At 65.1% G+C, this 24,537-nt stretch carries 21 protein-coding genes; 15 read left to right on the top strand and 6 right to left on the bottom strand.

Annotated features, from left to right (window positions below; all coding sequences use genetic code 11):
- Window positions 1-19 precede the first annotated feature (19 nt).
- Window positions 20-295, bottom strand: coding sequence for an HU family DNA-binding protein (locus BSY18_RS12165; RefSeq protein WP_054133948.1), 276 nt, complete (start codon window positions 293-295; stop codon window positions 20-22).
- A gap of 237 nt (window positions 296-532) precedes the next feature.
- Between BSY18_RS12165 and BSY18_RS12160 the strand changes: the two genes are divergently transcribed.
- From BSY18_RS12160 to BSY18_RS12150, 3 genes are all read left to right on the top strand, one after another.
- Window positions 533-958, top strand: a complete 426-nt coding sequence (locus BSY18_RS12160; RefSeq protein WP_054133949.1) for a rubrerythrin family protein — start codon at window positions 533-535, stop codon at window positions 956-958.
- 229 nt (window positions 959-1,187) lie between these two features.
- A complete protein-coding gene (locus BSY18_RS12155) occupies window positions 1,188-2,531 on the top strand; it encodes a heterodisulfide reductase-related iron-sulfur binding cluster (protein ID WP_069050767.1) in 1,344 nt (447 codons plus the stop codon).
- 17 nt (window positions 2,532-2,548) lie between these two features.
- Window positions 2,549-3,142: a DUF3501 family protein gene (locus tag BSY18_RS12150; protein WP_069051894.1), complete on the top strand. Its 594-nt coding sequence runs from the start codon at window positions 2,549-2,551 to the stop codon at window positions 3,140-3,142.
- Window positions 3,143-3,166: 24 nt separating this feature from the next.
- Here BSY18_RS12150 and BSY18_RS21350 read toward each other — a convergent pair whose 3' ends face one another.
- Entirely contained in the window at window positions 3,167-3,514 is a 348-nt protein-coding gene (locus BSY18_RS21350) for a hypothetical protein (protein ID WP_069050766.1), read from the bottom strand.
- Window positions 3,515-3,907: 393 nt separating this feature from the next.
- Here BSY18_RS21350 and BSY18_RS12140 point away from each other — a divergent pair, with 393 nt between their 5' ends.
- From BSY18_RS12140 to BSY18_RS12100, 9 genes are all read left to right on the top strand, one after another.
- The gene (locus BSY18_RS12140) at window positions 3,908-5,305 is read left to right on the top strand and encodes a helix-turn-helix domain-containing protein (RefSeq protein WP_069050765.1); all 1,398 of its coding nucleotides are present in this window, start codon (window positions 3,908-3,910) and stop codon (window positions 5,303-5,305) included.
- A gap of 78 nt (window positions 5,306-5,383) precedes the next feature.
- Window positions 5,384-5,683 (top strand): hypothetical protein, encoded by a 300-nt coding sequence (locus BSY18_RS12135; RefSeq protein WP_236823357.1) that lies wholly within the window; start codon window positions 5,384-5,386, stop codon window positions 5,681-5,683.
- 179 nt (window positions 5,684-5,862) lie between these two features.
- Entirely contained in the window at window positions 5,863-7,248 is a 1,386-nt protein-coding gene (locus BSY18_RS12130; protein WP_054133954.1) for a TIGR03013 family XrtA/PEP-CTERM system glycosyltransferase, read from the top strand.
- Window positions 7,249-7,252: 4 nt separating this feature from the next.
- Complete coding sequence (prsK, locus tag BSY18_RS12125; protein ID WP_069050764.1) at window positions 7,253-9,373, top strand: XrtA/PEP-CTERM system histidine kinase PrsK; 2,121 nt, start codon at window positions 7,253-7,255, stop codon at window positions 9,371-9,373.
- Window positions 9,374-9,375: 2 nt separating this feature from the next.
- Complete coding sequence (gene prsR, locus BSY18_RS12120; protein WP_054133955.1) at window positions 9,376-10,785, top strand: PEP-CTERM-box response regulator transcription factor; 1,410 nt, start codon at window positions 9,376-9,378, stop codon at window positions 10,783-10,785.
- The gene (locus BSY18_RS12115; protein WP_069050763.1) at window positions 10,769-12,844 is read left to right on the top strand and encodes a tetratricopeptide repeat protein; all 2,076 of its coding nucleotides are present in this window, start codon (window positions 10,769-10,771) and stop codon (window positions 12,842-12,844) included. The genes prsR and BSY18_RS12115 overlap by 17 nt, the downstream gene beginning before the upstream one ends.
- 53 nt (window positions 12,845-12,897) lie before the next feature.
- Window positions 12,898-14,943: a M3 family metallopeptidase gene (locus BSY18_RS12110; RefSeq protein WP_069051892.1), complete on the top strand. Its 2,046-nt coding sequence runs from the start codon at window positions 12,898-12,900 to the stop codon at window positions 14,941-14,943.
- The gene (locus BSY18_RS12105; RefSeq protein WP_069050762.1) at window positions 14,940-16,022 is read left to right on the top strand and encodes a PLP-dependent cysteine synthase family protein; all 1,083 of its coding nucleotides are present in this window, start codon (window positions 14,940-14,942) and stop codon (window positions 16,020-16,022) included. Before BSY18_RS12110 ends, BSY18_RS12105 begins: the two co-directional genes overlap by 4 nt.
- 2 nt (window positions 16,023-16,024) lie before the next feature.
- Window positions 16,025-16,351 carry a DUF423 domain-containing protein gene (locus BSY18_RS12100; protein WP_069051891.1) on the top strand — a complete coding sequence of 109 codons (327 nt, stop codon included), beginning with the start codon at window positions 16,025-16,027 and terminating at the stop codon, window positions 16,349-16,351.
- 73 nt (window positions 16,352-16,424) lie between these two features.
- On the opposite strand, the gene BSY18_RS12095 is transcribed toward BSY18_RS12100, so the two are convergent.
- The 4 genes from BSY18_RS12095 to BSY18_RS12080 all read right to left on the bottom strand — a co-directional run bounded on the left by BSY18_RS12095 (window position 16,425) and on the right by BSY18_RS12080 (window position 20,553).
- Window positions 16,425-18,941: a TonB-dependent receptor gene (locus tag BSY18_RS12095; RefSeq protein ID WP_069050761.1), complete on the bottom strand. Its 2,517-nt coding sequence runs from the start codon at window positions 18,939-18,941 to the stop codon at window positions 16,425-16,427.
- A gap of 72 nt (window positions 18,942-19,013) precedes the next feature.
- Window positions 19,014-19,412 (bottom strand): nuclear transport factor 2 family protein, encoded by a 399-nt coding sequence (locus BSY18_RS12090; RefSeq protein WP_054133959.1) that lies wholly within the window; start codon window positions 19,410-19,412, stop codon window positions 19,014-19,016.
- On the bottom strand, window positions 19,412-19,843 hold the full coding sequence (locus BSY18_RS12085) for a nuclear transport factor 2 family protein (protein ID WP_069050760.1): 432 nt from the start codon (window positions 19,841-19,843) through the stop codon (window positions 19,412-19,414). Before BSY18_RS12085 ends, BSY18_RS12090 begins: the two co-directional genes overlap by 1 nt.
- A complete protein-coding gene (locus BSY18_RS12080; protein WP_236823356.1) occupies window positions 19,843-20,553 on the bottom strand; it encodes an aspartate/glutamate racemase family protein in 711 nt (236 codons plus the stop codon). Before BSY18_RS12080 ends, BSY18_RS12085 begins: the two co-directional genes overlap by 1 nt.
- A gap of 221 nt (window positions 20,554-20,774) precedes the next feature.
- Between BSY18_RS12080 and BSY18_RS12075 the strand changes: the two genes are divergently transcribed.
- Genes BSY18_RS12075 through BSY18_RS12065 form a run of 3 tightly spaced genes read left to right on the top strand, consistent with a single transcriptional unit; the run spans window position 20,775 to window position 24,535 of the window.
- Complete coding sequence (locus BSY18_RS12075) at window positions 20,775-21,461, top strand: GntR family transcriptional regulator (RefSeq protein ID WP_054133962.1); 687 nt, start codon at window positions 20,775-20,777, stop codon at window positions 21,459-21,461.
- Window positions 21,462-21,514: 53 nt separating this feature from the next.
- A complete protein-coding gene (locus tag BSY18_RS12070; RefSeq protein WP_054133963.1) occupies window positions 21,515-22,420 on the top strand; it encodes a hydroxymethylglutaryl-CoA lyase in 906 nt (301 codons plus the stop codon).
- A 57-nt stretch (window positions 22,421-22,477) separates the two neighbouring features.
- Window positions 22,478-24,535 carry a hydantoinase/oxoprolinase family protein gene (locus tag BSY18_RS12065; RefSeq protein ID WP_069050758.1) on the top strand — a complete coding sequence of 686 codons (2,058 nt, stop codon included), beginning with the start codon at window positions 22,478-22,480 and terminating at the stop codon, window positions 24,533-24,535.
- The last annotated feature ends 2 nt before the right edge of the window (window positions 24,536-24,537 follow it).

Raw genomic sequence — 24,537 nt, 5'->3', positions numbered from 1 at the left:
TCCCAAGGGAACGGGCAGATTAGCCGTTCAGCTTGTCCTTCACCGCCTTTGCGGGGGTGAAGCCGAGCTTCTTGGATGCCTTGATGGTGATGGTCGCGCCGGTGCCGGGGTTGCGGCCTTCACGTTCCGGGGTCGACTTCACCTTGAACTTGCCAAAGCCGTTGATCGAGATTTCTTCGCCGGCAGCAGCTGCATCGGCGATGGCGGCGAACACGCCGTCAACCAGCTTGCGCGCGTCAGCCTTGGTGACGTTGTGGTCGGTGGCAATCTTCTCTGCAAGGTCAGCATTATTCATGGGTAACGTCCTTCTGATTGGATTCGGTGGCGGGGGTTTAGCGACAGATTTGCGGCTCGTCACGGGTATTGCGGGCAATTTCCTCCAAAATGACGACGATTGGTCGTAACTGAGAACTAATATCAATTACAGTGATCGATTTTCTCGATCAAGCTGTGCGATAAAATCACATGGAATAATGCCAAACCTGCCCGTAATCCTTGGGCTTCAGGCCAAAAACCAAGCTGAGGATGAACCATGGAACTCAAGGGATCGAAGACCGAACAGAGCCTCAAGGATGCGTTCGCCGGTGAAAGCCAGGCCAACCGCCGTTACCTGTATTTCGCCCAGAAGGCCGATATCGAAGGCCATAACGACGTCGCAGCGGTGTTCCGCTCGACCGCTGAAGGCGAAACCGGCCATGCGCATGGCCATCTCGAATTTCTCGAAGAGTGCGGCGATCCCGCCACGGGCGAGCCGATCGGCAGCACCGTCGACAATCTGAAGTCGGCGATCGCGGGTGAGACCCACGAATATACCGATATGTATCCGGGCATGGCCAAGACCGCCCGCGACGAAGGTTTCGACGAGATCGCAGACTGGTTCGAAACGCTCGCCAAGGCGGAAAAGAGCCACGCCGGCAAGTTCCAGAAGACGCTCGACGCGCTGCTGGCCGAAGCCTGAGTTTCAGTTGAACGACAACTCGGCCTGTCCGCTGCGTTCCGGCGCGGTGGGCAGGCCATTTTTCTGACTTCGTACATCCTCCCCGCACCGGGGAGGTGGCAGCGCGCAGCGCTGACGGAGGGGGATGCGATTTTCCCGCGGCGATCGTTCGTTCGTGCGATCCCGCTGCCCCTCCACCGCTTCGCGGTCCCCCTCCCCGTATCGGGGAGGATTTTGTGGGTGATAGCATATGGCAACCGGGTACAAGGAAGGCAGTCTGGACGCGCCGACGCGGCATGCTTTGCCGTGGCGCGAGGAGAGCTGGTACGACGAGGCCGCGCTTGATGCCGAGATGCGCCGGGTGTTCGACATCTGCCATGGCTGCCGCCGGTGCTTCAACCTGTGCGACAGCTTCCCCAAATTGTTCGACATGATCGACGAGAGCCCCAATGAAGAGGTCGAGGATCTCGACGCGGGGCAGATCGGCCAGGTCGTCGATGCCTGCACGTTGTGCGACATGTGCTTCATGGTCAAATGCCCCTATGTGCCGCCGCACGAGTTCGACCTTGATTTCCCGCACCTGATGCTGCGCTATCGCGCGGTCGAGCATCGCAAGGGGCTGACCTCGAAAGCCGACAGCCTGCTCGCCGAGACCGACCGCAACGGCAAACTGGGCAGCGTCTTTTCCGATGTCGCCAACTGGGCGGCCGATGGCGGCAACACCACGACACGCGGCATCATGCAATCGATGCTGGGGATCGATGCTCGCGCGCATCTGCCCGCATTTGCCGACATTCCGTTCACCAACCGCGCACCTGCTTTGGTGCGCGCGCCCAATCCCGATGCCCCCGGCTTCGGCCGCCGCGTCGCGCTGTATGCCAGCTGCTACGACCAGTTCAACGACCAGACCCCGGGTGAGGCCGCGGTCAAGGTGCTGGCGCATAATGGGGTGGAGGTGCGTATCGAGCATCCCGAATGCTGTGGCATGCCCAAGCTCGAGAACGGCGATATCCCCGCTGTCGCCAGCGCCGCCGCACGCGTCGCCGCGCATTTCGCGCCGCTGATCGACCAGGGCTATGACGTCGTCGCGATCACCGCGAGCTGCGCGCTGATGATGAAGTTCGAATGGCCGCTGATCGAGCCGGACAATGCCGACATCGCCAAGCTGTCGGCGGCCACCCACGACATCAGCGAATATATCGTCAAGCTCTCCAAGACCGCGGGGCTGACCCCGGTCGAGGCGATGGACGCCAGCATCGGCGTGCACTTCGCCTGCCATTCGCGCGCGCAGAACATGGGCCCCAAGGCGATGGAGATGCTCAAGCTCATCCCTGAAGCCAGGCCCGTGATGACCGAACGCTGCTCGGGCCATGGCGGCAAATGGGGCATCTATTCCCAGAATTTCGACACCGCGGTGAAGCTGGCGCGGCCCACGGTGCGCGCGCTCGAAAAGACCTCGCCCGACTATATGGTCAGCGAATGCCCGCTCGCCGGGGAGCATCTCAAGCAGACGATGGAGATGGGCGGCTCCAAGAAGGTGCCAGAACGGATCGGCCATCCCGTCGAGCTGATGGCCAAGGCCTACGGACTTTAAACCACATGGAAACAATCATGCCCAAGGATCGCCGTTCCATCACCCGTGACGACATCATGGATCTTGCCGACTATGAGCTGATCCGCAAGGACAAGCGCCAGGAGAGCATCCTTGCCAAGAAGTACTCGCGGCTGGCCATCGGCCCGCACGCGATGATTACCTTCGAAAGCTGGGACAGCATGTGGCTGCAGATCCAGGAAATGCTGCGGATTGAAAAGGGCGGCGATGAGCAGCTCGCCGACGAACTGGCTGCGTACAACCCGATGGTCCCCAATGGCAGCGAGCTGACCGCGACCTTGATGTTCGAGATCGAGAATCCCGAGCGGCGCGATGCGTTCCTGCGGACGATCGGCGGGGTGGAGAGCCACATCTTCCTGACCATCGGCAACGTGCGGATCGCCGCGCGCCCCGAACAGGATGTCGAGCGGACCAGCGCGTCGGGGAAGGCGAGCGCGGTGCACTTCCTGCACTTCGCGATGGACGACGCTGCGCTTGCCGCATGGCACGATGCAGGCAATGTCGCGATGGTGCAGATCACCCATCCCGCCTACGGCCATGCGGCGCTGATCGGACCTGAAACCCGCAATTACCTCACCCGCGCCTGCCTCTAGAATAAGCGGCGGCGGCGACGGCGTTCAGCGAGGGATGGGATAGGCGCGGCCAGGCTTTGCGTTGAATTGGCGCCCACCTCCGGCCTCCGCGCTGTCGGGAACGGCGGTGTTGACGGCGGGGTCGGCAAGGCCGGTTTCGACCGGCACGGCCTCGATCATCGGCGCGCCGAAGTCGACATCGCCGGTATCTTCCGGGAAGACCGCCGCAGGACGCGGGGCAGAGGCCACCGCTGCCGGGGGCGGCGGTGCGGCCACGGGTGCGGGTTGTGCAGGTGCGGCGGGCACAGGGCCGGTGCCGGTCGTCACCGATGAGGCAAATATCGCGGCAGCCAGCATGATGCCGCCCGATCCCAGCATGACCTCTTTGAGCATAAACCTGACCAAATCCCGATGATGTCGCAAACGGACCTCGGCATAGCAGGGTCCGGTTAACAGTCCGTAGCGATTGGCGGCGAGACTTCATGAAAATGCCGCCGGAGGCAGGGCCACCGGCGGCATGTCTTTCCTCCCCAGGAAAGCTCGGGCCCGGGCAAGGGCGGGCAAAGGGGCGGGCATCGCGGGGCCGGTCTGGGCAAGCAAGGGTGGCGGGGTTGCCCCGCTCACCCCCATCCTCTCCTGCTATGTCTTGGCCACCGCGTGTCTCGCCCAAACGCCTAGCCGTGCCCGCGCAAGGTGACACTACAAATTGACAGAAAAATCGCGAATATTGCGACCATATCCGGGTTTCAGCTTGTCATTTTGTCACGATTATTACACGCTTTGCGGATGGTCGATGCCTCCCTTCACGCGGGCCCCGCGCTCCGCCGTCTGCGCCGCAATGCCGGTCTCACCCAGGCCGCGATGGCCGAACGGCTGGACATCTCGCCCAGCTACCTCAACCTGCTCGAACGCAACCTGCGCCCAGTCAGCGCGCGGCTGATGCTGGCGCTGGCCGAGCGGTTCGATGTCGATCCGCGCGATCTCACCGGCGACGAGCCGGGCGGCGGTCTGGGGCCGATGCGGCGGCGGCTCGCCGACCCTGCCTTTGCCGATCTGGGGATAGAGCCTGGCGAGATCGAGGACTGGCTGGTGTCCTCGCCGGGCACCGCAGCCGCGTTCGCGCGGTTGTTCGACCGGGTGCAGGGCGGGGCTGGCGCCGGTCCCGTAGCGGGCGCGGTCGATGATCCGGTGGCGCGGGTGCGAAGCGAAATCGAACGCTGGCGCAACCATTTCGCCGATCTCGATCACGCCGCCGAGGAACTGGCCGATGCCCTGCGGCTGCAGAGCGGCGATCTGTATTCCGCGATCGCCGAGCGGCTGCGCACCAAGCACCAGCTGGCGATCCGCATCCTGCCCGAAAACGTGATGCCCGGGCGGCTGCGGCGGCTCGACCTGCATGCCCGGCAGCTGCAGTTGTCCGAAATGCTCGACATGGCCTCGCGCACTTTCCAGGCGGCCTATCTGCTCGGTCAGCTCGAATACCGCGCCGATGTCAATGCGCTGGTCGCAGGCGCGCAGTTCGGCGATCGCACCGCCGAGCGCCTCTACCAGCGGCATATCTTCAGCTATTTTGCCGCAGCGCTGATGATGCCCTATGGCCGGTTCCTGCGCGCGTGCGAGCAATCGGGCTATGACATGCTGCTGCTTCAGCGGCGCTTCGGCGCGGGGTTCGAGCATGTCGCGCACCGGCTGACCACGCTGCAGCGCGTCGGCCAGCGGGGCCTCGGCTTCTTCATGGTCCGGGTCGATCGCGCCGGCCAGGTCTCGAAGCGCTTTGGCGGCGCCAACCGCGCCCCGCTCGCCGATACGGAGGTGACCTGCCCCCTGTGGCACCTGCACCAGGCCTTTTCGCGCCCCAGCCAGGTGCAGGTGCAACTGGTCGAGCTGGAAGATGCCAGCCGCTGGCTGACGCTGGCGCGCAGCGTGCAGGGCGCGGGCTATGGCGCGGGCGGCACCACGGCGGAATTCGCGATCGGGCTGGGCGTCGCGATCGATCAGGCAGCGACGTTGTGCTACGCGCGCGGGCTGGACCTGAGCGCGGCCGGCGCGACGCGGATCGGACCGGGCTGCGCGATGTGCAAACGCGGCGATTGCCCGCAGCGCTCCAAGCCGCCGCTCGGGATCCGGCTCAAATTCGACGATCGCGAACGCGGGGTCACGCCCTTCGACTTCGTCACCGACTGACCGTCAGGCTCCGGCGGACGGAACCTACTGCTGTCCGGCACGTAAGCGCCCCACACATCACGTGTTTGGGGATATGCTATGACACCGACCGATCGCACCGAAACCATCGTGACCGAACAGCCCGCACTGGGCGCAGCGGCCCCCGCGCCGGCACAGACCCACACCACCGTCATCGAACGCCGCTCGGGTGGCGGATCGGGCATCATGATGGCGCTTGTGCTGCTGGTGCTGGTGGTAGGCGGGTTCTTCGCGTTCCAGTTCATGAAGCAGGGGGAAGTTCGCACCGATGCGGTGGCTGGCGCCGCCGGAGAGGTCGGCAACGCCGCGCAGAAGGTCGGCGATGCCGCGCAGGAAGCCGCGCAGAAGATCGGGGAATAAGCCGAATTCAGCCGTTGCGGGGGCACGGGCGCAGGCCCGTTCTCCTGCACGCCAGGCAACAGGTCCGGCGCAAAAGGCGTAAAGACCTTTGACACATTGACCGAAAACCAGCGGCGATGGCCCAGTTGCGGCTGTAAAATTAACCGACACTTCACGACTGACCGGCTATAGCCGCGGCCATGTTCAGGCTCTTCAAACATTATGTGCCGCATGCGGTGCTGTTGCTCGGCTTTTTCGACCTCGCGCTGCTGGGTCTCGCGGCCGAAATCGGCTGGGTTTGGCGCGCGCACGAGATCGGGATGGACATCGAGCCGCTCTCGCAGCGGCCGATGCCGATCATCACCTTCGCGCTGCTCGTCCACATGGCGATGATCGCGGTCGGGGTCTATGGACCCGATGCGCTGCAATCGATCCGCTTTGCCGCGGCGCGGCTGCTGGTGGCGGTCTCGCTGGGCGTGATCTTCCTCTCGGTCACCTATTTCATCCTGCCCGGAGCCACCCTGTGGCGATCGAACAGCCTGTACGCGATGGGTCTGTCGATCCTGTTCCTGATCGGCATTCGCATCCTGCTGGGCGGGTTGCTGGGCACCACCGCGTTCAAGCGCCGGTTGATGGTGCTGGGCGCAGGAAAGCGTGCGCAGCGGGTGCAGGATCTGGCCGACCGACCCGACGCCGGTTTCGTGCTGGTCGGCTTCGTCGCGATGAACGATGGCGCGCTGGTGGTCGAGGAAGCGATCAACCGCGATGCGATCAAGAACCTCGCCAAGCATGTCGAGAATCTCAACGTCACCGAGGTGGTGCTGGCGCTCGAGGAGCGGCGCAACGCGCTCCCGGTCAACGACCTGCTCAGGATCAAGACCACAGGCGTGCATGTCAACGATCTGTCGACGTTTCTGGAGCGCGAGACGGGCCGGGTCGATCTCGACACCGTCAATCCCAGCTGGCTGATCTTTTCCGACGGATTTTCCGCAGGACGGCGCATTTCGACGATCGCCAAGCGGCTGTTCGATCTGGTCGTCAGCTCCATCCTGCTCGCGCTGACCGCGCCGATCATCCTGCTCTTCGCGCTGCTGGTGAAGCTCGACAGCAAGGGGCCTGCGTTCTTCAAGCAGGAACGCGTCGGGCTCTATGGCCAGCCATTCGAAATCATCAAGCTGCGCTCTATGCGGATCGATGCCGAGGTCGATGGCGCGCAATGGGCGCAGAAGAACGATCCGCGCGTCACGCGATTGGGGCGTTTCATCCGCAAGGTGCGGATCGATGAGCTGCCCCAGGCGTGGAGCGTTCTCAAGGGCGACATGAGCTTTGTCGGCCCGCGCCCCGAGCGCCCCGAATTCGTCGCCAGTCTGGAAACCCAGATGCGCTATTACAACGAGCGGCACATGGTGAAGCCGGGCATCACCGGCTGGGCGCAGATCAATTATCCCTATGGCGCCTCGGTCGAGGATTCGCGGCACAAGCTCGAATACGACCTGTATTATGCCAAGAACTATACCCCGTTTCTCGATCTGCTGATCATCCTGCAGACGCTGCGGGTGGTGCTGTGGCCGGACGGCGCGCGTTGAGCAGATGGCCAACTGGCATGACATAGGGCTCTGGGGCCATTCCGCCGCAGCGGCGCTGACCATGCTGGTGGCGGCCTGGCTGTTGCGGCGCTGGGCGGGCCTGCGCGATACGCGCCCCTCGCTCGGTGATGCCGCGCTGCTGCTGGCGCTGCTGGCAACCAGCCTGTGGGCCTTTGCCGCAGCCAGCATGGGCGGCAACCACGCCATTGCCGGGCTGGGCGAGACGATGCGCAACCTTGCCTGGCTGGCGTTCCTGTTCCAGATGGTCCGCTCCGCCCGCGCGCAGCCGCGCACGGTCACGGCCGTTTACATGGTACTCGTCGTGGTGCTGGTCGCCCAGCCTCTGGTCGATGTCTGGCATGTCGCCAACCGGGGCGTGCCGCAGCTCGACGAGCTCGGCTATTCCGCCGCGATGCTGCTGCGGATGATCTTCGTCGTCGGCGCGCTGGTTCTGGCGAACAATCTCTATTCGGTCGCCGATGCCGAGACCCGCGCCAGCCTGCGCCTGCCGCTGACTGCGCTTGCCGCGATGTGGCTGTACGATCTCAACCTCTATACCGTGGGTTATCTGGGCCGCGCCCTGCCTGCGGATCTGGTGGCGCTGCGCGGAGTGATGATGATCCTGGCGGTGCCGTTCTTCGCGCTCGCGGCCAACCGCCCGGGCGGGTGGAAGCTCACCTTGTCGCGCAAGGTCGCCTATCGCTCGCTCTCGGTGTTCGCGATTCTGGGCTATCTGGTGACGATGATCGCGGTCGCGCAGATGCTGCGGTCGGTCGGCGGGACGGTGGCCTCGGGCGCCCAGCTGCTGCTGGTGCTGGGCATGTCGCTCGCTGCGCTGGCCTTGCTGCCGTCGGACCGTTTCCGCGCCTGGTTCAAGGTCAAGGCGACCAAGCATTTTTTCCAGCACCGTTATGATTACCGCGCCGAATGGATCCGCTTTACCGAAACCATCGGAAGGCCCGGCGATGGCACCGCGCCGTTCCACGAACGCGTGATCAAGGCGGCGGCCGATATCAGCGACAGCCCGGCGGGGCTGCTGCTCGCCCCCACCGAAGGCGGACGGCTGCAGCTGCAGGCGCGATTCAACTGGCCCACTGCCGATGTCCCTGCGCAGGCGTGCACCGCAGGCACGATCGGCTATTTCCAGGCGACGGGCCGCATCGTCGAGCTCGACGCGCTGCGCTCAGGCAAGGACACGCTGACCGACCGGCGCGCGATCCCCGACTGGGTGATCGCCGAAAGCAATGCGTGGGCGATCGTACCGCTGGTGCATTTCGACAGGCTGGCCGGGCTTGTGGTGCTATCGCGCCCGCTGATCGAGCGGCAGCTCGACTGGGAGGATCTCGATCTGCTGCGCCTCGTCGGGCGGCAGTTGGCGAGCTATCTTGCAGAGGCACGCAGCCAGGAAGCCTTGCGCGAGGCGGACCAGTTTGACGAGTTCAACCGCCGCATGGCCTTCGTGATGCACGACATCAAGAACTTGGTCAGCCAATTGAGCCTGGTCGCGCGCAATGCCGAGCGGCATGCCGACAACCCCGAATTCCGCGCCGACATGATTGCGACGCTGCAGAACTCGGTCGGCAAGATGAACACGCTGATCCGCCGCCTCACCGGCTATGCGCGATCGACCGGGGACGGCATCCGCGCGATCGATGCTGAACGCATCGTGCGCGCGGTCATCGCCGACAAGGCCCAGGGCCACAAGCTCGTCGCCAGCAGTGCGCCGCGCATGACGCTGATGGCCGATCCCGTCCAGCTCGAACAGGTGCTGGGCCATCTGATCCAGAACGCGATCGACGCCAGCGAACCTGACAGCCCGGTGTATGTCAGCCTGTCGCGCGACGGCCTCAACGGGGTGATCGAGATCGTCGACCATGGGGCGGGAATGTCTGCCGAGTTCGTCCGCGCCAAACTGTTCAAGCCGTTCATCTCGAGCAAGGCGGATGGCTTTGGCATCGGTGCCTATGAGGCGCGGCTGCTGGTGGAAGCGATGCATGGCCGGATCGAGGTGGAAAGCCGCGAAGGCGAGGGCAGCCGGTTCACCGTTCACCTGCCGCTCGCCACCCGGATAGAGAATGACCAGGGCGGGGCCGAAGAGCCGCACTTGGCTGCAAAGGTAATCTGACAATGAATGACCTCACCCCCAATCCAGCGCTCAACGGCGGCGGTAAGGGCCAGCCCAGGCTGCCGCGACTGCTGGTGGTAGAGGACGATGTCGGCCTGCAGCGCCAGCTCAAATGGGCGTTCGACGATTTCGAGGTGCTCTGCGCCAGTGATCGCGCAAGCGCGATCGACCTGCTGCGCTACGAGGAGCCCGATGTCGTCACGCTCGACCTCGGCCTGCCGCCCGATCCCGATGGCGTCAGCGAAGGCTTTGCCACGCTCGCGGAGATCCTGCGGCTCAAGCCCGACACCAAGGTGATCATCGCCTCGGGCCATGGCGAGCGGCAGAGCGCGCGCGATGCGATCGCGCAGGGGGCCTATGATTTCTATCGCAAGCCGGTGGAGATCGACGATCTCGCGCTGATCGTGCGCCGTGCGCTCAACGTCCAGCAGATCGAGCGCGAGAATGCGCGGCTCAGCCAGAAATCGGGCGACGACCATACCGTCTTGGGCGGCATGATCACCGCCGATGCGCAGATGGTTAAGGCCGCGCGGATGATCGAGCGTGTCGCCAACACCAATGTTTCGGTGATGCTGCTGGGTGCCAGCGGCACCGGCAAGGAGCTGTTCGCGCGCGGTCTGCACGAGAAGAGCAACCGCCGAGCCAAGGCCTTTGTCGCGATCAACTGCGCTGCGATTCCTGAAAACCTGCTCGAATCCGAACTGTTCGGGCATGAAAAGGGCGCGTTCACCGGCGCGATCAAGACCACCATCGGCAAGATCGAACAGGCCGAGGGCGGCACTTTGTTCCTCGACGAGGTCGGCGACATTCCGCTGCCGCTTCAGGTCAAGCTGCTGCGCTTCCTGCAGGAGCGCGTGATCGAGCGGGTCGGCGGGCGCAATGCGATTCCCGTCGACACCCGCGTGGTCTGTGCGACGCACCAGAACCTCGAAAAGATGATCGCCGAAGAGCGCTTTCGCGAGGACCTGTTCTACCGGCTGGCGGAGATCGTCGTGACCATCCCGGCGCTCGCCGAACGACCCGGCGATGCGGTGCTGCTCGCCAAGCATTTTCTGGGCAGGTTCGCCGCCGAGATGAACCCGGTGGTCAAGGGCTTTGCCCCCGATGCGCTCAAGATGCTCGATGCCTGGCACTGGCCGGGCAATGTGCGCGAGCTGGAAAACCGGGTGAAGCGGGCGGTGATCATGGCCGAAACCCGGCTGGTCCGCGCCGAGGACCTGGATCTGGAACGCGCCGAACCCGAAACGCCTGAATTCCTCAACCTCAAGGCGGTGCGCGAACTCGCCGACCGCAAGGCGATCCGCCATGCGCTGGCCCGGACCGAGGGCAATATCTCTGGCGCGGCCAAGCTGCTGGGCATCAGCCGGCCGACATTGTACGATCTGCTCAGGCAATATGACATCCAGAGCTGAACCTCGATCCGGTCCTGGCCGCCGGCTGACGCTGGCGCTGGTCGCCTGCGCGCTGGTGCTGGGCGGTCCGGCCACGCGCTTGCAGGCAGAAGACCTTGGCGCTGCGCGTCAGGCGATGGCGCGCGCCGAGGAGTATCGCGCGCGCGGCGACAACCGCGCCGCGCGGATCGAGCTGATGAACGCGATCAAGGCTGCGCCGCGCCTTCCTGCCGCGCGGATCGCGCAGGCGCGCGTCTTCCTGTCGCTGTTCGATGCCGCCGGCGCCGAAGCCGAGCTAGGCCGTGCGATCGAGCTGGGCGCCGATCGCAATATCGTGCGCGCGCCGATGGCCGAAGCCCTGCTGCTGCAGGGCCGCGCCGATGCCGCGCTCGCCTGGCTCAGCGAAGGCCCCGTGCCCGCGGGCGATGCGGGGTTTGCCGCGCGCACATCGGGCCGCGCGCATCTGGCGCTGGGCAACATGGATGCCGCGCGCGCCTCGTTCGACCGCGCACTGCAATTTGCGCCCGACGACAGCATGCTGTGGACCGATATCGCGCGCTTCCGCGTCGCTTCGGGCGATCAGGCGGGCGGGGTCGAGGCGGCCGATCATGCGGTCAAGCTGAATGGCGGCAATGTTCGTGCTTTGCAGCTGCGCGGCGAGCTGGTGCGCAGCCAGTATGGACTGGCCGCATCGCTGCCCTGGTTCGAGCGCGCGCTCAGCATCGATCCCAATGATGTGAGCGTGCTGGGCGAATATGCAGCGACGCTGGGTGACATGGGCCGGATGCGCGACATGCTGGCCGCCGCGCGGCAGATCGTGGCGCTGCAGCCGGACAATCCGCGCGGCTATTTCCTGCAGGCGGTGCTGGCCGCGCGCGCAGGCAAATACAGCCTGGCGCGCAATCTGATCCAGAAGACCGGCGGCGCGCTGGAGCGTGTGCCCGCGGTGATGCAGGTCGAAGGCGTGGTCGAGTTCCAGCTGGGCAATTATCGCCAGGCGATCGACCGGTTCGAGAAGCTCGCCGATGCCCAGCCGTACAACCGCCGCGCCTCTGAATTGCTGGCGCGCGCGCTTTATGCAGAAGGCGAGCACGAGACATTGCTCGCGCGCTTCCGTGGCGTGGCCAACCAGGGCGGCACCAGCGCCTATCTGCTGACATTGGTCGCGCGGTCGCTCGAGGCGATCGGCGAGGGGGCACAGGCGACCGACTATCTCGCGCGCGCTGCCCAGCCCGATACCGCGCCGATGGTGCGGCTGGCCGAGGCTGACGAGCCGTGGATGCTCGCCGATGCCGCGCGCGCGGCACCGCGCGATGCCCGCGCGGTGATCCCCTATGTCCGCATGCTGGTGGCCAATGGCGACTTTGTGCAGGCGGCCGAGTTTGCCGAGCCGCTGGCCGAGGCAAACCCCGGCGTGCCCGATGCGCAGATGCTGCTGGGGGATGTGCGCTTTGCTGCGGGCAATGCCGCAGCCGCGCTGCCGCTGTACCGGCGCGCGGCCGAAATCCGGCTGTCCGAACCCGTCGTCCGCCGCCTGTCGCTGGCGCTGCGCGAAACCGGCCGCGCCGATGAGGCCGATGCGCTGCTGGTGCGGTTCGTCGGCTACAGCCCCGCCAATACAGGTGGGCTGCGATTGCTCGCCAACGCCTATATCGATCGCGGCAACTGGCCCGGCGCGATCCTGACGCTGGGCGCGCTGCACGCGCGGCTGGGCAACAACCAGCCGCTGCTGCTCGCCGACCTGGCGCTGGCGCGGCTGCGCAGCGGCGATGGGGCCACCGCCGCGCATGACGCGCGGCTGGCCTATCGCGTCCAGCCCGCCAACACGCTTGCCACCCACATGCGCGGGCTGACGCTGACCGGGCAGGGCGGCCAGGCGATGGTCGCGGTCGAGATGCTCGAAAAGGCGGGCGCCAAGAATCCGCGCAATCCCTGGCTGCGCTATCATCTGGCGCAGGCCTATGCCGAGGCGGGCAAGACCGCGCAGGCGGTGGGCGCGCTCAGGGCGTCGCTGGCGCTTGGCGCGTTTCCGGAGCGGCCGCAGGCAGCAGCGATGCTGCGCGAGCTTCAGGACGGCTGACGAAACCCGATTTTTTTGCCTGACCGCCCGCCGATTTGGGCTATGGGGAAGGCATGATCGATAGCCCCAACCCCCTGCTCGATACGCGCGCGCTGCCGCGCTTTGCTGAAATCACCGCCGACCAGATCGCGCCTGCGCTCGACGAGGCGCTGGCGCGCCACGCCGCGACGGTGCAAACGCTGACGACCACGCAGCCTGCAGGCTTCGCCGATGCCTGGCTGCCGTTCGAGCGCGCCGAAGCCGAGCTCAGCGCGATCTGGGCGGCGGTGTCGCACCTTCATGCCGTGGCGGATTCTCCTGAATTGCGCGCCGCCTATCAGGAAGGCGAGCAGCGGCTGGTCACCAACGCGATCAAGGTCGGGCAGAATCGCGACCTGTTCGACGTGTTCACCGCGCTGTCGCAGACGGCCGAGTTTGCCGCCTTGGCCCAGGCCGATCGCGTGGCGGTCGAGCATGCGCTGCGCGATTTCCGGCTCTCGGGCGTCGCGCTGGAGGCCGATGCGCGGCAGCGGTTCGAGCAGATCTCGGTCGAGCTGTCGTCGCTGTCCAACACCTTCGGTAGCGCGGTGCTCGATGCGACCGACGCCTGGGGCGAACTGATCACCGACGAAGGCGAGCTTGCGGGTGTCTCGGACACCGACAAGGCGATGTTCGCCGCCGCTGCTGCCGCCAAGGGAGAGGCGGGCTGGCGGGTGACGCTGCAGATGCCATCCGTCAATGCGATCCTGACCTTCGCCGAAAACCGCGATTTGCGCGCGCGCGTCTACCGCGCCTTCGGCACCCGCGCCTCCGACCAGGGACCCAATGCGGGCGAGTTCGACAATTCCGAGCGCATCGCGCGGATCCTTGAGCTGCGGCGAGAGGCAGCACAGCTTTTGGGCTTTGCCGATCCGGTCGAATGGTCGCTCGCCACCAAGATGGCCTCGGACGGCGGCGCGGTGCTGAGCTTCCTGCGCGATCTTGCGGGCCGTGCACGCCCCGCCGCCCAGCGCGACCTCGACGAACTGCGGGCGTTCGCTGCCGAAAAGCTCGGCATCGCCGACCTGCAGCCCTGGGATGTCGGCTTTGCTTCGAACAGGCTGCGTCAGGCGCTGTACGCGGTCGACGAAGCCGAGGTGCGCGCCTATTTCCCGGTCGAACGCGTGATGGCGGGCTGGCAGGACCTGCTCGCCAGGCTGTTCGGCATCACGCTGGCCGAGCGTTCCGACGCCTCGCTCTATCACCCCGACGCGCGCTTCTTCGATGTCGTCGATGAAAGCGGGAGCGTGGTCGCGGGCCTGTATCTCGATCTGTTCGCAAGGCCCGGCAAGCGCGGCGGCGCGTGGATGGGCGAGGCACGACCGAGGCGCAGCGATGGCGATCTCAGTCAGGTTCCGGTCGCCTATATGGTGTGCAACTTCTCGCCCGCCGGGCCCGATGCGCCTTCGCTGCTCAGCCACAGCGACGTCGGCACGCTGCTGCACGAGACCGGCCATTGCCTGCATCTGCTGCTGACCCAGGTCGACCGGCCCAGCATCGCGGGCACCAACGGTTTCGAATGGGACGCGGTCGAATTGCCCAGCCAATTGATGGAGGACTTCGCCTGGGACCGCAGCGTGCTCACCGCGATGTCGGGCCACCACCGCACCGGCGAGCCCTTGCCCGGCGATCTGTTCGACCGGCTGGTCAAGGCGCGGCATTTCCAGGCGGGGCTGTTCCTGATCCGCCAGATCGAGTTCGCCTTGTTCGACATGCTGCTGCATCTGGGCACCATGGGCAGTGATCCGATCGAGGTGATCGAGGCTGTGCGCGACGAGGTGGCTGTTATCCGCCCGCCGGAATGGCACCGCTTCCCGCACGCGTTCAGCCACATCTTCGCCGGCGGCTATGCGGCGGGCTATTACAGCTATTTGTGGGCCGAACTGCTTGCGGCGGACGGCTTCATGGCATTTGCCGAAGCGGGCCTGCTCGACCGCGCTACCGGCGATCGCTTCCGCGCCGAGGTGCTGGCGCGCGGCGCGACCCGGCCTGCGGCGGAAAGCTTCCGCGCGTTCCGCGGCCGTGATCCGGATCCGGTGGCGATGCTGGTGCGGCACGGGCTGCAGGACGTTGCCGAATGAGCGATCTGTGCCCGCGCGGCTGGCTGGACGAGGCGGTACGGCGGATCGAAGCGGACTACAACCGCTCGGCCGACACGCACCTGATCCGGCTCGACCTGCCGCGCTATCCCGGCATCACATTGTATCTGAAGGACGAAAGCTCGCACCCCACCGGCAGCCTCAAGCACCGGCTGGCGCGCTCATTGTTCCTCTATGCCTTGTGCAACGAGTGGATCGGCCCCGAAAGCTGCGTGATCGAAGCGTCGTCGGGCTCGACCGCGGTGAGCGAGGCGTATTTCGCACGGATGCTGGGGCTGCGCTTCATCGCGGTGGTGCCCGCGACAACCGCCGCACCCAAGCTCGATGCGATCCGCTTCCAGGGCGGCGAGATCCACATGGTCGATGATCCGCGCACGGTCTACGATGTTGCGCACCGGCTGGCCGAGGAAACCGGGGGGCATTATCTCGACCAGTTCACCTACGCCGAGCGCGCGACCGACTGGCGCGGCAACAACAACATCGCCGAAAGCATCTTCGCGCAGATGGCGCAGGAGGAGCACTCCGTTCCCGACTGGATTGTCTGCGGCGCGGGCACCGGCGGCACATCGGCCACGATCGGCCGCTATCTGCGCTATCAGCGCTACCCCACGCGGCTATGCGTTGCAGATCCTGAGCATTCGGTATTCCACCGCCATTATTACGACCGATCGGCAACGGTGCTGCCCGAGGGCTGCGCCAGCAGGATCGAGGGCATCGGCCGCCCGCGCGTCGAGCCCAGCTTTATCCCGGGCGTGATCGACCGGATGATCGCGGTGGAAGACGCCGCCAGCATCGGCGCCATGCGCGCGCTTTCCGATCGGCTCGGACGGCGCGTGGGCGGATCGACCGGCACCAATCTCGTCGCCTGCGCTGCGCTGATCGAGGAGATGGCGGCCGCAGGCGAGACCGGAAGCATCGTCACCTTGCTGTGCGATGGCGGCGAGCGGTATGGAGGCACCTATTATGACGATGCGTGGTTGGCTGGCTGCGGCATCGACTGGCAGTCTTCGGCAGATCACGTCGCTGCGATGCTGCGTCCGAACGATAAGGGAATTCTGTGATGATGATCGCGGTTCTGGCTGCCGTGTCGGCAGCCCTTGCGGTGGCGGCGGGCGCGTTCGGCGCGCATGCCGCCGCGGGCGAGCAGCAGGCCGAATGGCTGCGCACCGGCGGCATGTATCAATTGGTCCACGCGGTCGCGGCGCTGGCGATCATGGGCGTGGCGCGGGGGCCTGCGCTCACCCTGCTGGCCGGCTCTGCGGTTTTTGCGGTGACTTTGTACCTGATGGCGCTGGGTGCGCCGCGCTGGCTGGGCGCGGTCACCCCGATCGGCGGCACTTTGCTGATCGCAGGCTGGCTCTGGGCGGCCTGGATCTACGCCAAGGCCTGACGGGCCGCCAATAAAGGGGAAGGCCACCGCCGCCTGCGCAAGCATGCGGGCAACGGTGGCCAGGAGCGTAGTGTCAGAACTTGTAGGCGACCTCGACCCCGAGGCGGCGCAGACCGCCCGGCGAGATGAACGATCCGCCGAATTCGGCCGCGGTGATCACCTCGTTGAGATAGCGCCGGTTGAGCACATTGTCGGCGAACATCGTCACGCGCCATTTTTCGCCCTCTAGCCCGGCGCGCACATCGAGCACACCGAATGCCTGGCGGCGGGTGACCGAATAGTCCGCATCGCCGACGAACGCGGGCAGCGCCAGCGCCGATCCCGGCAGCAGCCCGCTGAAGATGGTCGGCACGCTGTCTTCCTGTAGCGTGTGGAACCAGGTCGGGCCGGTGATGCGATAATCGGCGCGTGCGACCAGATCGAAGCTGCGCGAGATCGGAGCGACGATCTGGGTGCCCAGGTTGATGGTGTAATCCGCGGTCGAGGGCGACTTGTTGCCCACCGTCTGCGGACGCGAGGCATTGGCCTTGATCTCGCTTTCGGTGACGTTGAGCGCACCGAAGATCGTCCAGCCCGGGGTCACCTCTGCATTGAGGTTGAGCTCGGCGCCGTAGATCTGCACCTCGTCGATGTTCGACACCACGCGCAGCAGACCAAAGCCACCGACGAAGAACTCGAAGAACTGCATGTCATCGACATCGGTGTAATAGCCGGCCAGATCGAAGGTGACCTTGCCGTCGAACACCGATCCCTTGATACCGCCCTCGAACGCGCTCGACTTTTCCTTGCGGTAATTGTCGGTGATGCGGACGTTCGAGCCGATGAACTGGTTGAACGACTGGTCGATCACCGCTGCCGAGCCCGAGTTGTTGAAGCCGCCCGCCTTGAAGCCGATGCCCCAGTTGGCATAGAGGTTGACGTTGTCTGCCACCGCCCAGCGGAAGGTCAGCTTGGGCTGGAGCTGCTTGTAGCTGGCCGACTTGTCGGCAATCGGGCCGCGCGCCTGGCCGGGGTTGATCGGGCCGCCGGTGAACGGATCGGTGACCAGAGGCACGCGGTTGGACACGCTGCGATCCTCGATGTCATAGCGCAGCGCCAGGCCGATGTTGATGACATCGTTCCAGTTGTAGTCCGCCGATCCGAAAGCGGCATAGACGTCGGTGCTGAACCGGTCGAAATACAGCTGGGTGGTCGGGTTGGTCGTGTTGGGTGCGTTGTAGAGCTGGCGGATGATCCCCTGGCCCAGATCCGCGCCCAGGCTGACCCCGACGTCGCGGCTGATGTTCAGATAATAGCCGCCCAGCTGCCAGTTAAAGGGGCCATCGCCGTTCGACGACAGGCGGATTTCGCCGCTGAAATCCTCCTGTTGGCGGATCTGATACTGGGTGCCATCGCAGGTGGTCGGGCTGTACGGACCGAAGGTCGATCCGGTCGCGGGTGCGAAGATGAACGGCACCGGGGTTGCACCGATGAAGCCGGGCTGGTTGACCGGGAAGCCCCGCAGCTGTGCGGTGCTGGCAAAGCAGGCGTTGGAGGCCGCACGCGATGCCGCGGTCGCGCCCGGGAAGGTGAAGCGGGCAAAGTCTGCCGAGGTGCCATCGGCGGTCAGCGACTGGTCGACATCGCTGTACAGGCCCCACAGGGTCAGCTTGGCGAAATCGAACTCATGCTCGAGCTTGATCGAGGCATCGAACGTCGTCTGGTCGTTGGTCGGACGGATGTTGTTGTAGAAGTTGAACGGGTGCCGGTTCACATCCTCGAAGAACGCCGGGTTGGCACCCGCGAAATTGGGCAGGTGGAACGCCGCGTTGAAGTTGATCGAGGCGCCGGTCAGGTCCGAATAGCGCGCCTTGGCGTCGATCTCGGTGCGGTCGCCCAGTTGTGCGACGAAGCGGCCGTCGACCGACCAGATTTCCTGGTCGTCGATGGTCTTGGAGTTGTTCAGGAAGATGTTGCGATAAAAGCCATCGGTCTTGAAATACGATCCCGACAGCACGAACCCGGCGTTTTCGCCCAAGGGCACCGAGATGAAGGCGTTGCCGCGATAGGTCTGCTGCTCGGCGGCGCTCAATTCGATCCCCGCCTCGAGCGTGTCGCCGGGCTTCAGCGTCTGGATGACGATCGCGCCGGCTGCCGCGTTGCGGCCATACAGCGCGCCTTGCGGACCCTTAAGAATTTCGATCTGCCTCAATGTGCCCTGGTTCTGGTTGAGCTGCGCGGTGTTGGTCTTGAGGATGCCGTCGACGACCAGAGCCACCGAGCTCTCCGCGTCGCGCGCGCCGTTGATGCCGCGGATGTTGATCTGGGTGTCGCCGGCTTCCGCAGTACCGGTGACGATGGTGACGCCCGGGGTCAGCTGGACGAACTGGTCGGCGGTCTCGACCCCAGTCTTCTGGATCGAATCTGCAGTGAACACCGTGATCGAAGCCGGGACATCGGCCAGGCTTTCATTCTGGCGGCGCGCGGTGACGATGATGACCGAATCGTCCACCGCCTCGGTCTGGTCGCTGACCTGCGCGAAAGCAGGCGTCGCCAGCGCACTGGCAAGAACGGTGGCCGATGCTGCGGCAAAGAGGCTGGATAGGCGCATGCTGTGAACTCCCTGAAGTGCTTTGGTTCCCCCGAACCGGATGCTGTTTTGGCGGCTGTTCAAATGTGGTCGTCAGACCAGCACATTGGCTCCGCTCATATAGACATGGACTTCCTGGAACCTGCCGTCGCGCAGGCGCCAGAAATTGGTGTTGGTAAGGCTGGTCACGCTGCCATCGGCGGCGGTCAGATCGGCGATGAAACTCGCGGCTATCCGCCCGTTGGTCTCATCGACGGTGCAGGTGAAGTCGCGGTGGACGATCGTTTCCCATGCGCCGAAGAAATCGACGAACATCCGCTCGATCTCGGCCTTGCCGGCGTGGGTGGTAAAGCTGGTCTGGACGGTGAACAGCGCCTCGTCATGGAAACAGGCAAGCGTGGCGGCCATGTCCTTAGCATCGACGCTGGCAAAATAGGTCTGCGTGGCGAAGGTGATCAGCTCGTCACGGCTGAGTGTGGGTGCATATTGCATCAGGCGTCCCCTTCTTTCAGCAGGTTGTCGCCGCTCATGTAGACGTACACATCCTTGAACAGCCGGTCCTCGAGGTAGAAGCGGTTGCAGTTCTCGTAGCGGAGCTGCTCACCGCCATTGGGCGTGATCAGCACGGTGAACTGCGAGCACACAGCATTCGATACGGGGTCGGCGACATGCACGAAATTGCCGTGCCAGATCTGCTCGAAATCGGCGAAAAGCTTGATGAACATCGCGCGGATCGCTTCGCGACCCTGGTGCACGGTGTTCGAGGTGACTTCGGTCAGCGTGGCATCGGGTGCAAAGCAGTTGAGCACCTGGTCCATGTTCTTGTTGTCGACACCGTCGAAATAGCGCTTGGTGACGATGTCGATGTAAAACGGATACGGCAAAGGCGCTTGGCCTCCGCATCCGGGTGACCAGTCTGCCATCAGAACCAACCCTTCCTTATGTCTGCATCCTTGGGCACTTCCGGCATCGGAAACGCCTTTTTGCTGTGCGTCAGCCCGCATTCGATCAGGCTTTCGAGGAACTTCCACGCGATCTGGCCGGGGTTGATCACCGGGATCGGCAGATTTGCCGCAAGGAACGCCGCCGACTGGTGCATGGTGGTGGAGCCCAGCACGATGACATCTGCGCCGTCCTCCTCCATCGCGCGGGTCGCCTCTGCCTTCAATTTGTCGAAGATCACCTCTTCCTTGCCCGCGAGCAGTTCGGTGACATCGGGACGTGTGTTGATCGATCGCAGCGAGGCGACGCGGTCCCACAGGCCGTATTCGGTCAGCGTCTTCTGGTAGAGCGGAAACCATTCGGGCCACATGGTGAGCACGGTGAACTTCTTGCCCAGCATCATTGCGGCGGCAAAGGCTGCTTCGCCCGGGCCGATCACCGGGATGGTCAGCCGCGAGCGTAGCGCGCGCAGCCCCGAATCGCTCACCGTATCGATCAACACGCCGGAATAGCCCTCTTCCTCGGCGGTGATCCCGCTCTGGAACACGGTCCAGTCCATCAGCAGCATGTCGTGATAGCTGTCGCCCAACGCCGCGCCCCAAGGCACCGCGACGAACTCGGGGGTGAAGCCGGGGCGGACGAAATCGGCAGGAAGCTGCGCCACGCGCGAGGCTACGCCTGCAGCATCCATGGGGATGGGAACGATGACTTTGATTCGGCAATCGTCCGGCATGCAAACCCCTCTTCCCGGATCGTGAGCACCCCCTCATCGATCCATTACAGGTTGACGCTATTGTATACAAATGTCTATCGTCAATAGGCAAATTCAGTTGAAGCCCGCATGATGCAAAGTGGCAACAGCCCGGCGAGGGACCCTGACGAACGCCGGGCAAAGGGATGGGATTGAAAACAATGGAAAAAGCTGCGTCGCCGCGCGCTTCCGATATTGCCTATGACAAGATTCGCCAGTTCGTTCTGTCCGGACATGCAGAGCCTGGCGAGCAGCTGACCGAGGAGCAGCTGGCGCGAATCTCGGGCGTTTCGCGCACCCCGGTGCGCGAGGCGGTGCGCAGGCTTGAGAACGAGTTGTTGATCGTGCGCAGCGATTCCAAGCGGCTGTTCGTCGCCGACTGGTCGGCCGACGACATCGACGAGATGTTCGTGCTGCGCGGCATGCTGGAGGGGCATGCCGCCAGTCGCGCAGCGCGCAACATCACCGCGCGGCAGCTGGAAGAGATCGCCCGGATTTCGGATCTGCTGGATGAGGCGGTTTCAGCAAATCCCCCCGATGTGGCGGCGTTTCTGGCGCACAACCGCGCCTTTCACGACATCATCCTCGAGGCGGCGCGGTCGCCCCGGTTAAGCGCGATGCTGCCGATGCTTATCGAGCAGCCTGTGGTCAGCCGCACCGCCAAGCAATACCGGGTAGGGGAGCTGCTGCAGTCGGCGCGCGACCACCGCGAACTGATCGCGGCCTTCATCGCGCGCGATTCACACTGGGCGCGCGCGGTGATGACCAGCCACATCCGCCGCGCCTTCCATGCCTTCAGCATAACCGCCCTGCGGAGAAAAGAGCAGCAGCAGCGCGCAAACGACTGAACGCCAACTAACGTGGCTGGACGGGAAAAATCATTTTGTATACAAACTCCACGATGAGACACATTCAGATCGTTGAAGTCGGCCCACGGGACGGCCTGCAGAACGAGCCCGACATCGTATCGACGGCTGACAAGCTGGCGATGGTCGGCGCGATGATCGATGCCGGTGTGCGGCGGCTCGAGGTTGCAAGCTTCGTTCATCCGCAGCGCGTGCCGCAGATGGCGGACGCCGAAGCCGTCATCGCCGGGCTCCCCGACCGCGACGATGTTTCGTACATCGGCCTCACGCTCAACAAGCGCGGCGTGCTGCGCGCGTTGGCCACCCGCGAGGGCGGACGCCGCGGCGTCGACGAGATCGGCTGCGTCATCGTCGCCACCGACACCTTTGGCCAGAAGAACCAGGGGCAGACCGTCGCCGAGGGGATCGCCGAAGCCAGCGAGATGATCCGCTTCGCCAAGGCCGAAGGGCTGGTCGCGCAGGTGACGATTTCCGCGGCGTTCGGCTGTCCGTTCGAAGGCGATGTGCCGCCGCAGCGCATCGTCGATATCGCAAAAGCCGTTCTCGAGGCAGGGCCTGCGGAGATCGCGCTGGCGGACACAATCGGCGTCGGCGTGCCTGCACAGGTGACCGATCTGTATGGCCGGTTGCGCGAGTTCGTGCCGACCGATGTGCGGTTGCGCGCGCATTTCCACAACACGCGCGGCACCGGCATCGCCAATGCCTGGGCGGCGATCCAGGCGGGCGTGACCACGCTCGATGCCAGCCTGGGCGGGCTAGGCGGCTGCCCGTTCGCGCCCAAGGCCACCGGCAACATCGCCACCGAGGACCTGATCTATCTCGCGCAGCAATCGGGGATCGAACACGGCATGGATCTGGACGCGGTGATCGCCGCCAACCGCTGCATGGCAGAGGTATTGGGACGCGAACTCCCGTCACTGGTGGCACGCGCCGCAGCCTGACGGGCAACACATCAACCTGCCGCGGCGCGCTCGCCCGGCAAGCCAAGGGGTGAAGGAATGAGTTACAGGCTGGGCGTCGATGTCGGCGGGACTTTTACCGATCTGCTGCTGTTCGACGAACAAACAGGTGCCTTCTGGCGGCACAAGACTCCTTCCACCCCGCATGACAGTTCGGAAGGCATTCTTGTCGGCGTGCAGGCGATCTGCGGCAGCGCGGGGATCACGCCCGCCGATGTCGAGATATTCCTGCATGGAACGACGGTTGCCACCAATGCGGTGCTTGAGGGCAAGGGCGCGCGCGTCGGCCTGATCGTCACCGAGGGTTACCGCCAGGTGATGCAGATCGCGCGCAGCTTCGTCCCCGGAGGCCTTGCCGGCTGGATCGTGTGGCCCAAGCCGACGCCACTGGCTGCGCTCGAGGATACGGTCGAGGTCAAGGGCCGCATGTCGGCGCAAGGCGAAGAGGTGCGTGCCACCGACGATGCCGATATCCGCGCGGCGCTCGAGACGCTGAAGCGCCAAGGCGTCGAGGCACTGACCGTCAGCCTAATGAACGCGTATCTGAACGGTGCGCACGAACGCCGCGTCGCCGAGCTCGCCGCCGAGATCATGCCCGACGTGCCGATTTCGCTGAGCCATATCGTGCTGCCCGAAATGCAGGAATACGAACGCACGCTGACCACCGTCGCCAACGCTGCGGTGCGCCCGGTGGTCGGCCGCTATGTCCGCAACCTGCGCAGCCGCCTTCGCGATGCCGGGATGGCGGGCAAATTGGCGCTGCTGCGCTCCGACGGCGGGCTGATGTCGTCGGAAAAGTCCGAAGAGCATCCCGTGTCGCTGCTGATGTCGGGTCCTGCAGGCGGCGTTACCGGGGCGATCTGGGTCGGAAAGAACGCCGGGATCCGCAACATCCTGACATTGGATGTCGGCGGCACCTCGACCGATGTCGCGCTGATCGAGAACCTCGAGGCACGCCGCGTACGCACCACCGAGGTTGGGCATCTTTCGGTCCGTGCCTCGGCGCTGGACGTCAAGACCGTGGGCGCGGGCGGCGGATCGATCGCCTATGTGCCTGAATTGACCGGCGCGCTGCGTGTCGGCCCGCAATCGGCAGGCGCGGTGCCAGGGCCGGTGGCCTATGGCAAGGGCGGCGAGCTGCCCACCGTGACAGACGCCAATGTCGTGCTGGGCTATCTGCCCGAGGCGCTGCTCGGCGGGACCTTCAAGCTCGACCGCGAGGGCGCGAAAAAGGCGGTGCAGACCATCGCCGATGCGCTCAAGATCGATCTGTATGCCGCGGCGCGCGGCATCATCGATATCGTCAACGAGAACATGTTCGGCGCGCTGCGCATGATTTCGGTGCAGCAGGGATATGACCCGCGCGATTTCGCGCTGATGGGATTTGGCGGCGCGGGCCCGCTGCATGTCAACGCGGTCGCCCGGCTGATGGGAAGCTGGCCTGCGGTTTCGCCGGTGTCACCGGGCGTGCTGTGCGCGCTGGGCGATGCGACGACGCGGATGCGCACCGAAACCGCGCGCAGCTTCTCGCGGCTGGCATCGCAGACGACGCTGGAGGAACTGGGCGGCATCCTCGACGAGATGGCGACCCAGATCGGCGACGAATTGGTCTCTGAAGGCGTCGCCAGGGAGGACGTCACGATCACCTTCGAGGTCGATGTGCGCTATGCGGGGCAAGCATTCGAGGTGCCGATGGCGGTCACCCGCGACGACCTGCACACCCACGGCGTCGAATGGCTCACCGGGCGCTTCGACGAGGAACACCACCGGCTGTTCACCTTCAACATGGATAGCGAGCACGAGATCGTGAACCTGCGTGCCGTCGCTATGGGCCAGGCGCTCGACCTGCCCGCCGCGACGCTGGCTGAAGGCACCGGCGATCCGTCAGCGGCCAAGCTGCGCGACCACGAACTGTGGATGAACGGCGCGATGATGCCCGCTGTCATCTACGACCGATCGAAGCTGCTGGCAGGCGACGTGATCCCCGGGCCTGCGATCGTCATCGAGATGGATTCGACCACGCTGATCGAAGCGGACTGCACCGGCACGGTCGATGCGGTCGGCAATATCCTCATCACCCTCAAGACGGGGAACTGAAC

The organism is Blastomonas sp. RAC04, from assembly GCF_001713435.1.
Classification (GTDB): Bacteria; Pseudomonadota; Alphaproteobacteria; order Sphingomonadales; family Sphingomonadaceae; genus Blastomonas; species Blastomonas fulva.
Note: the sequence above shows the minus strand (reverse complement) of the source record. Positions and strands in the feature narration are given on the sequence as shown.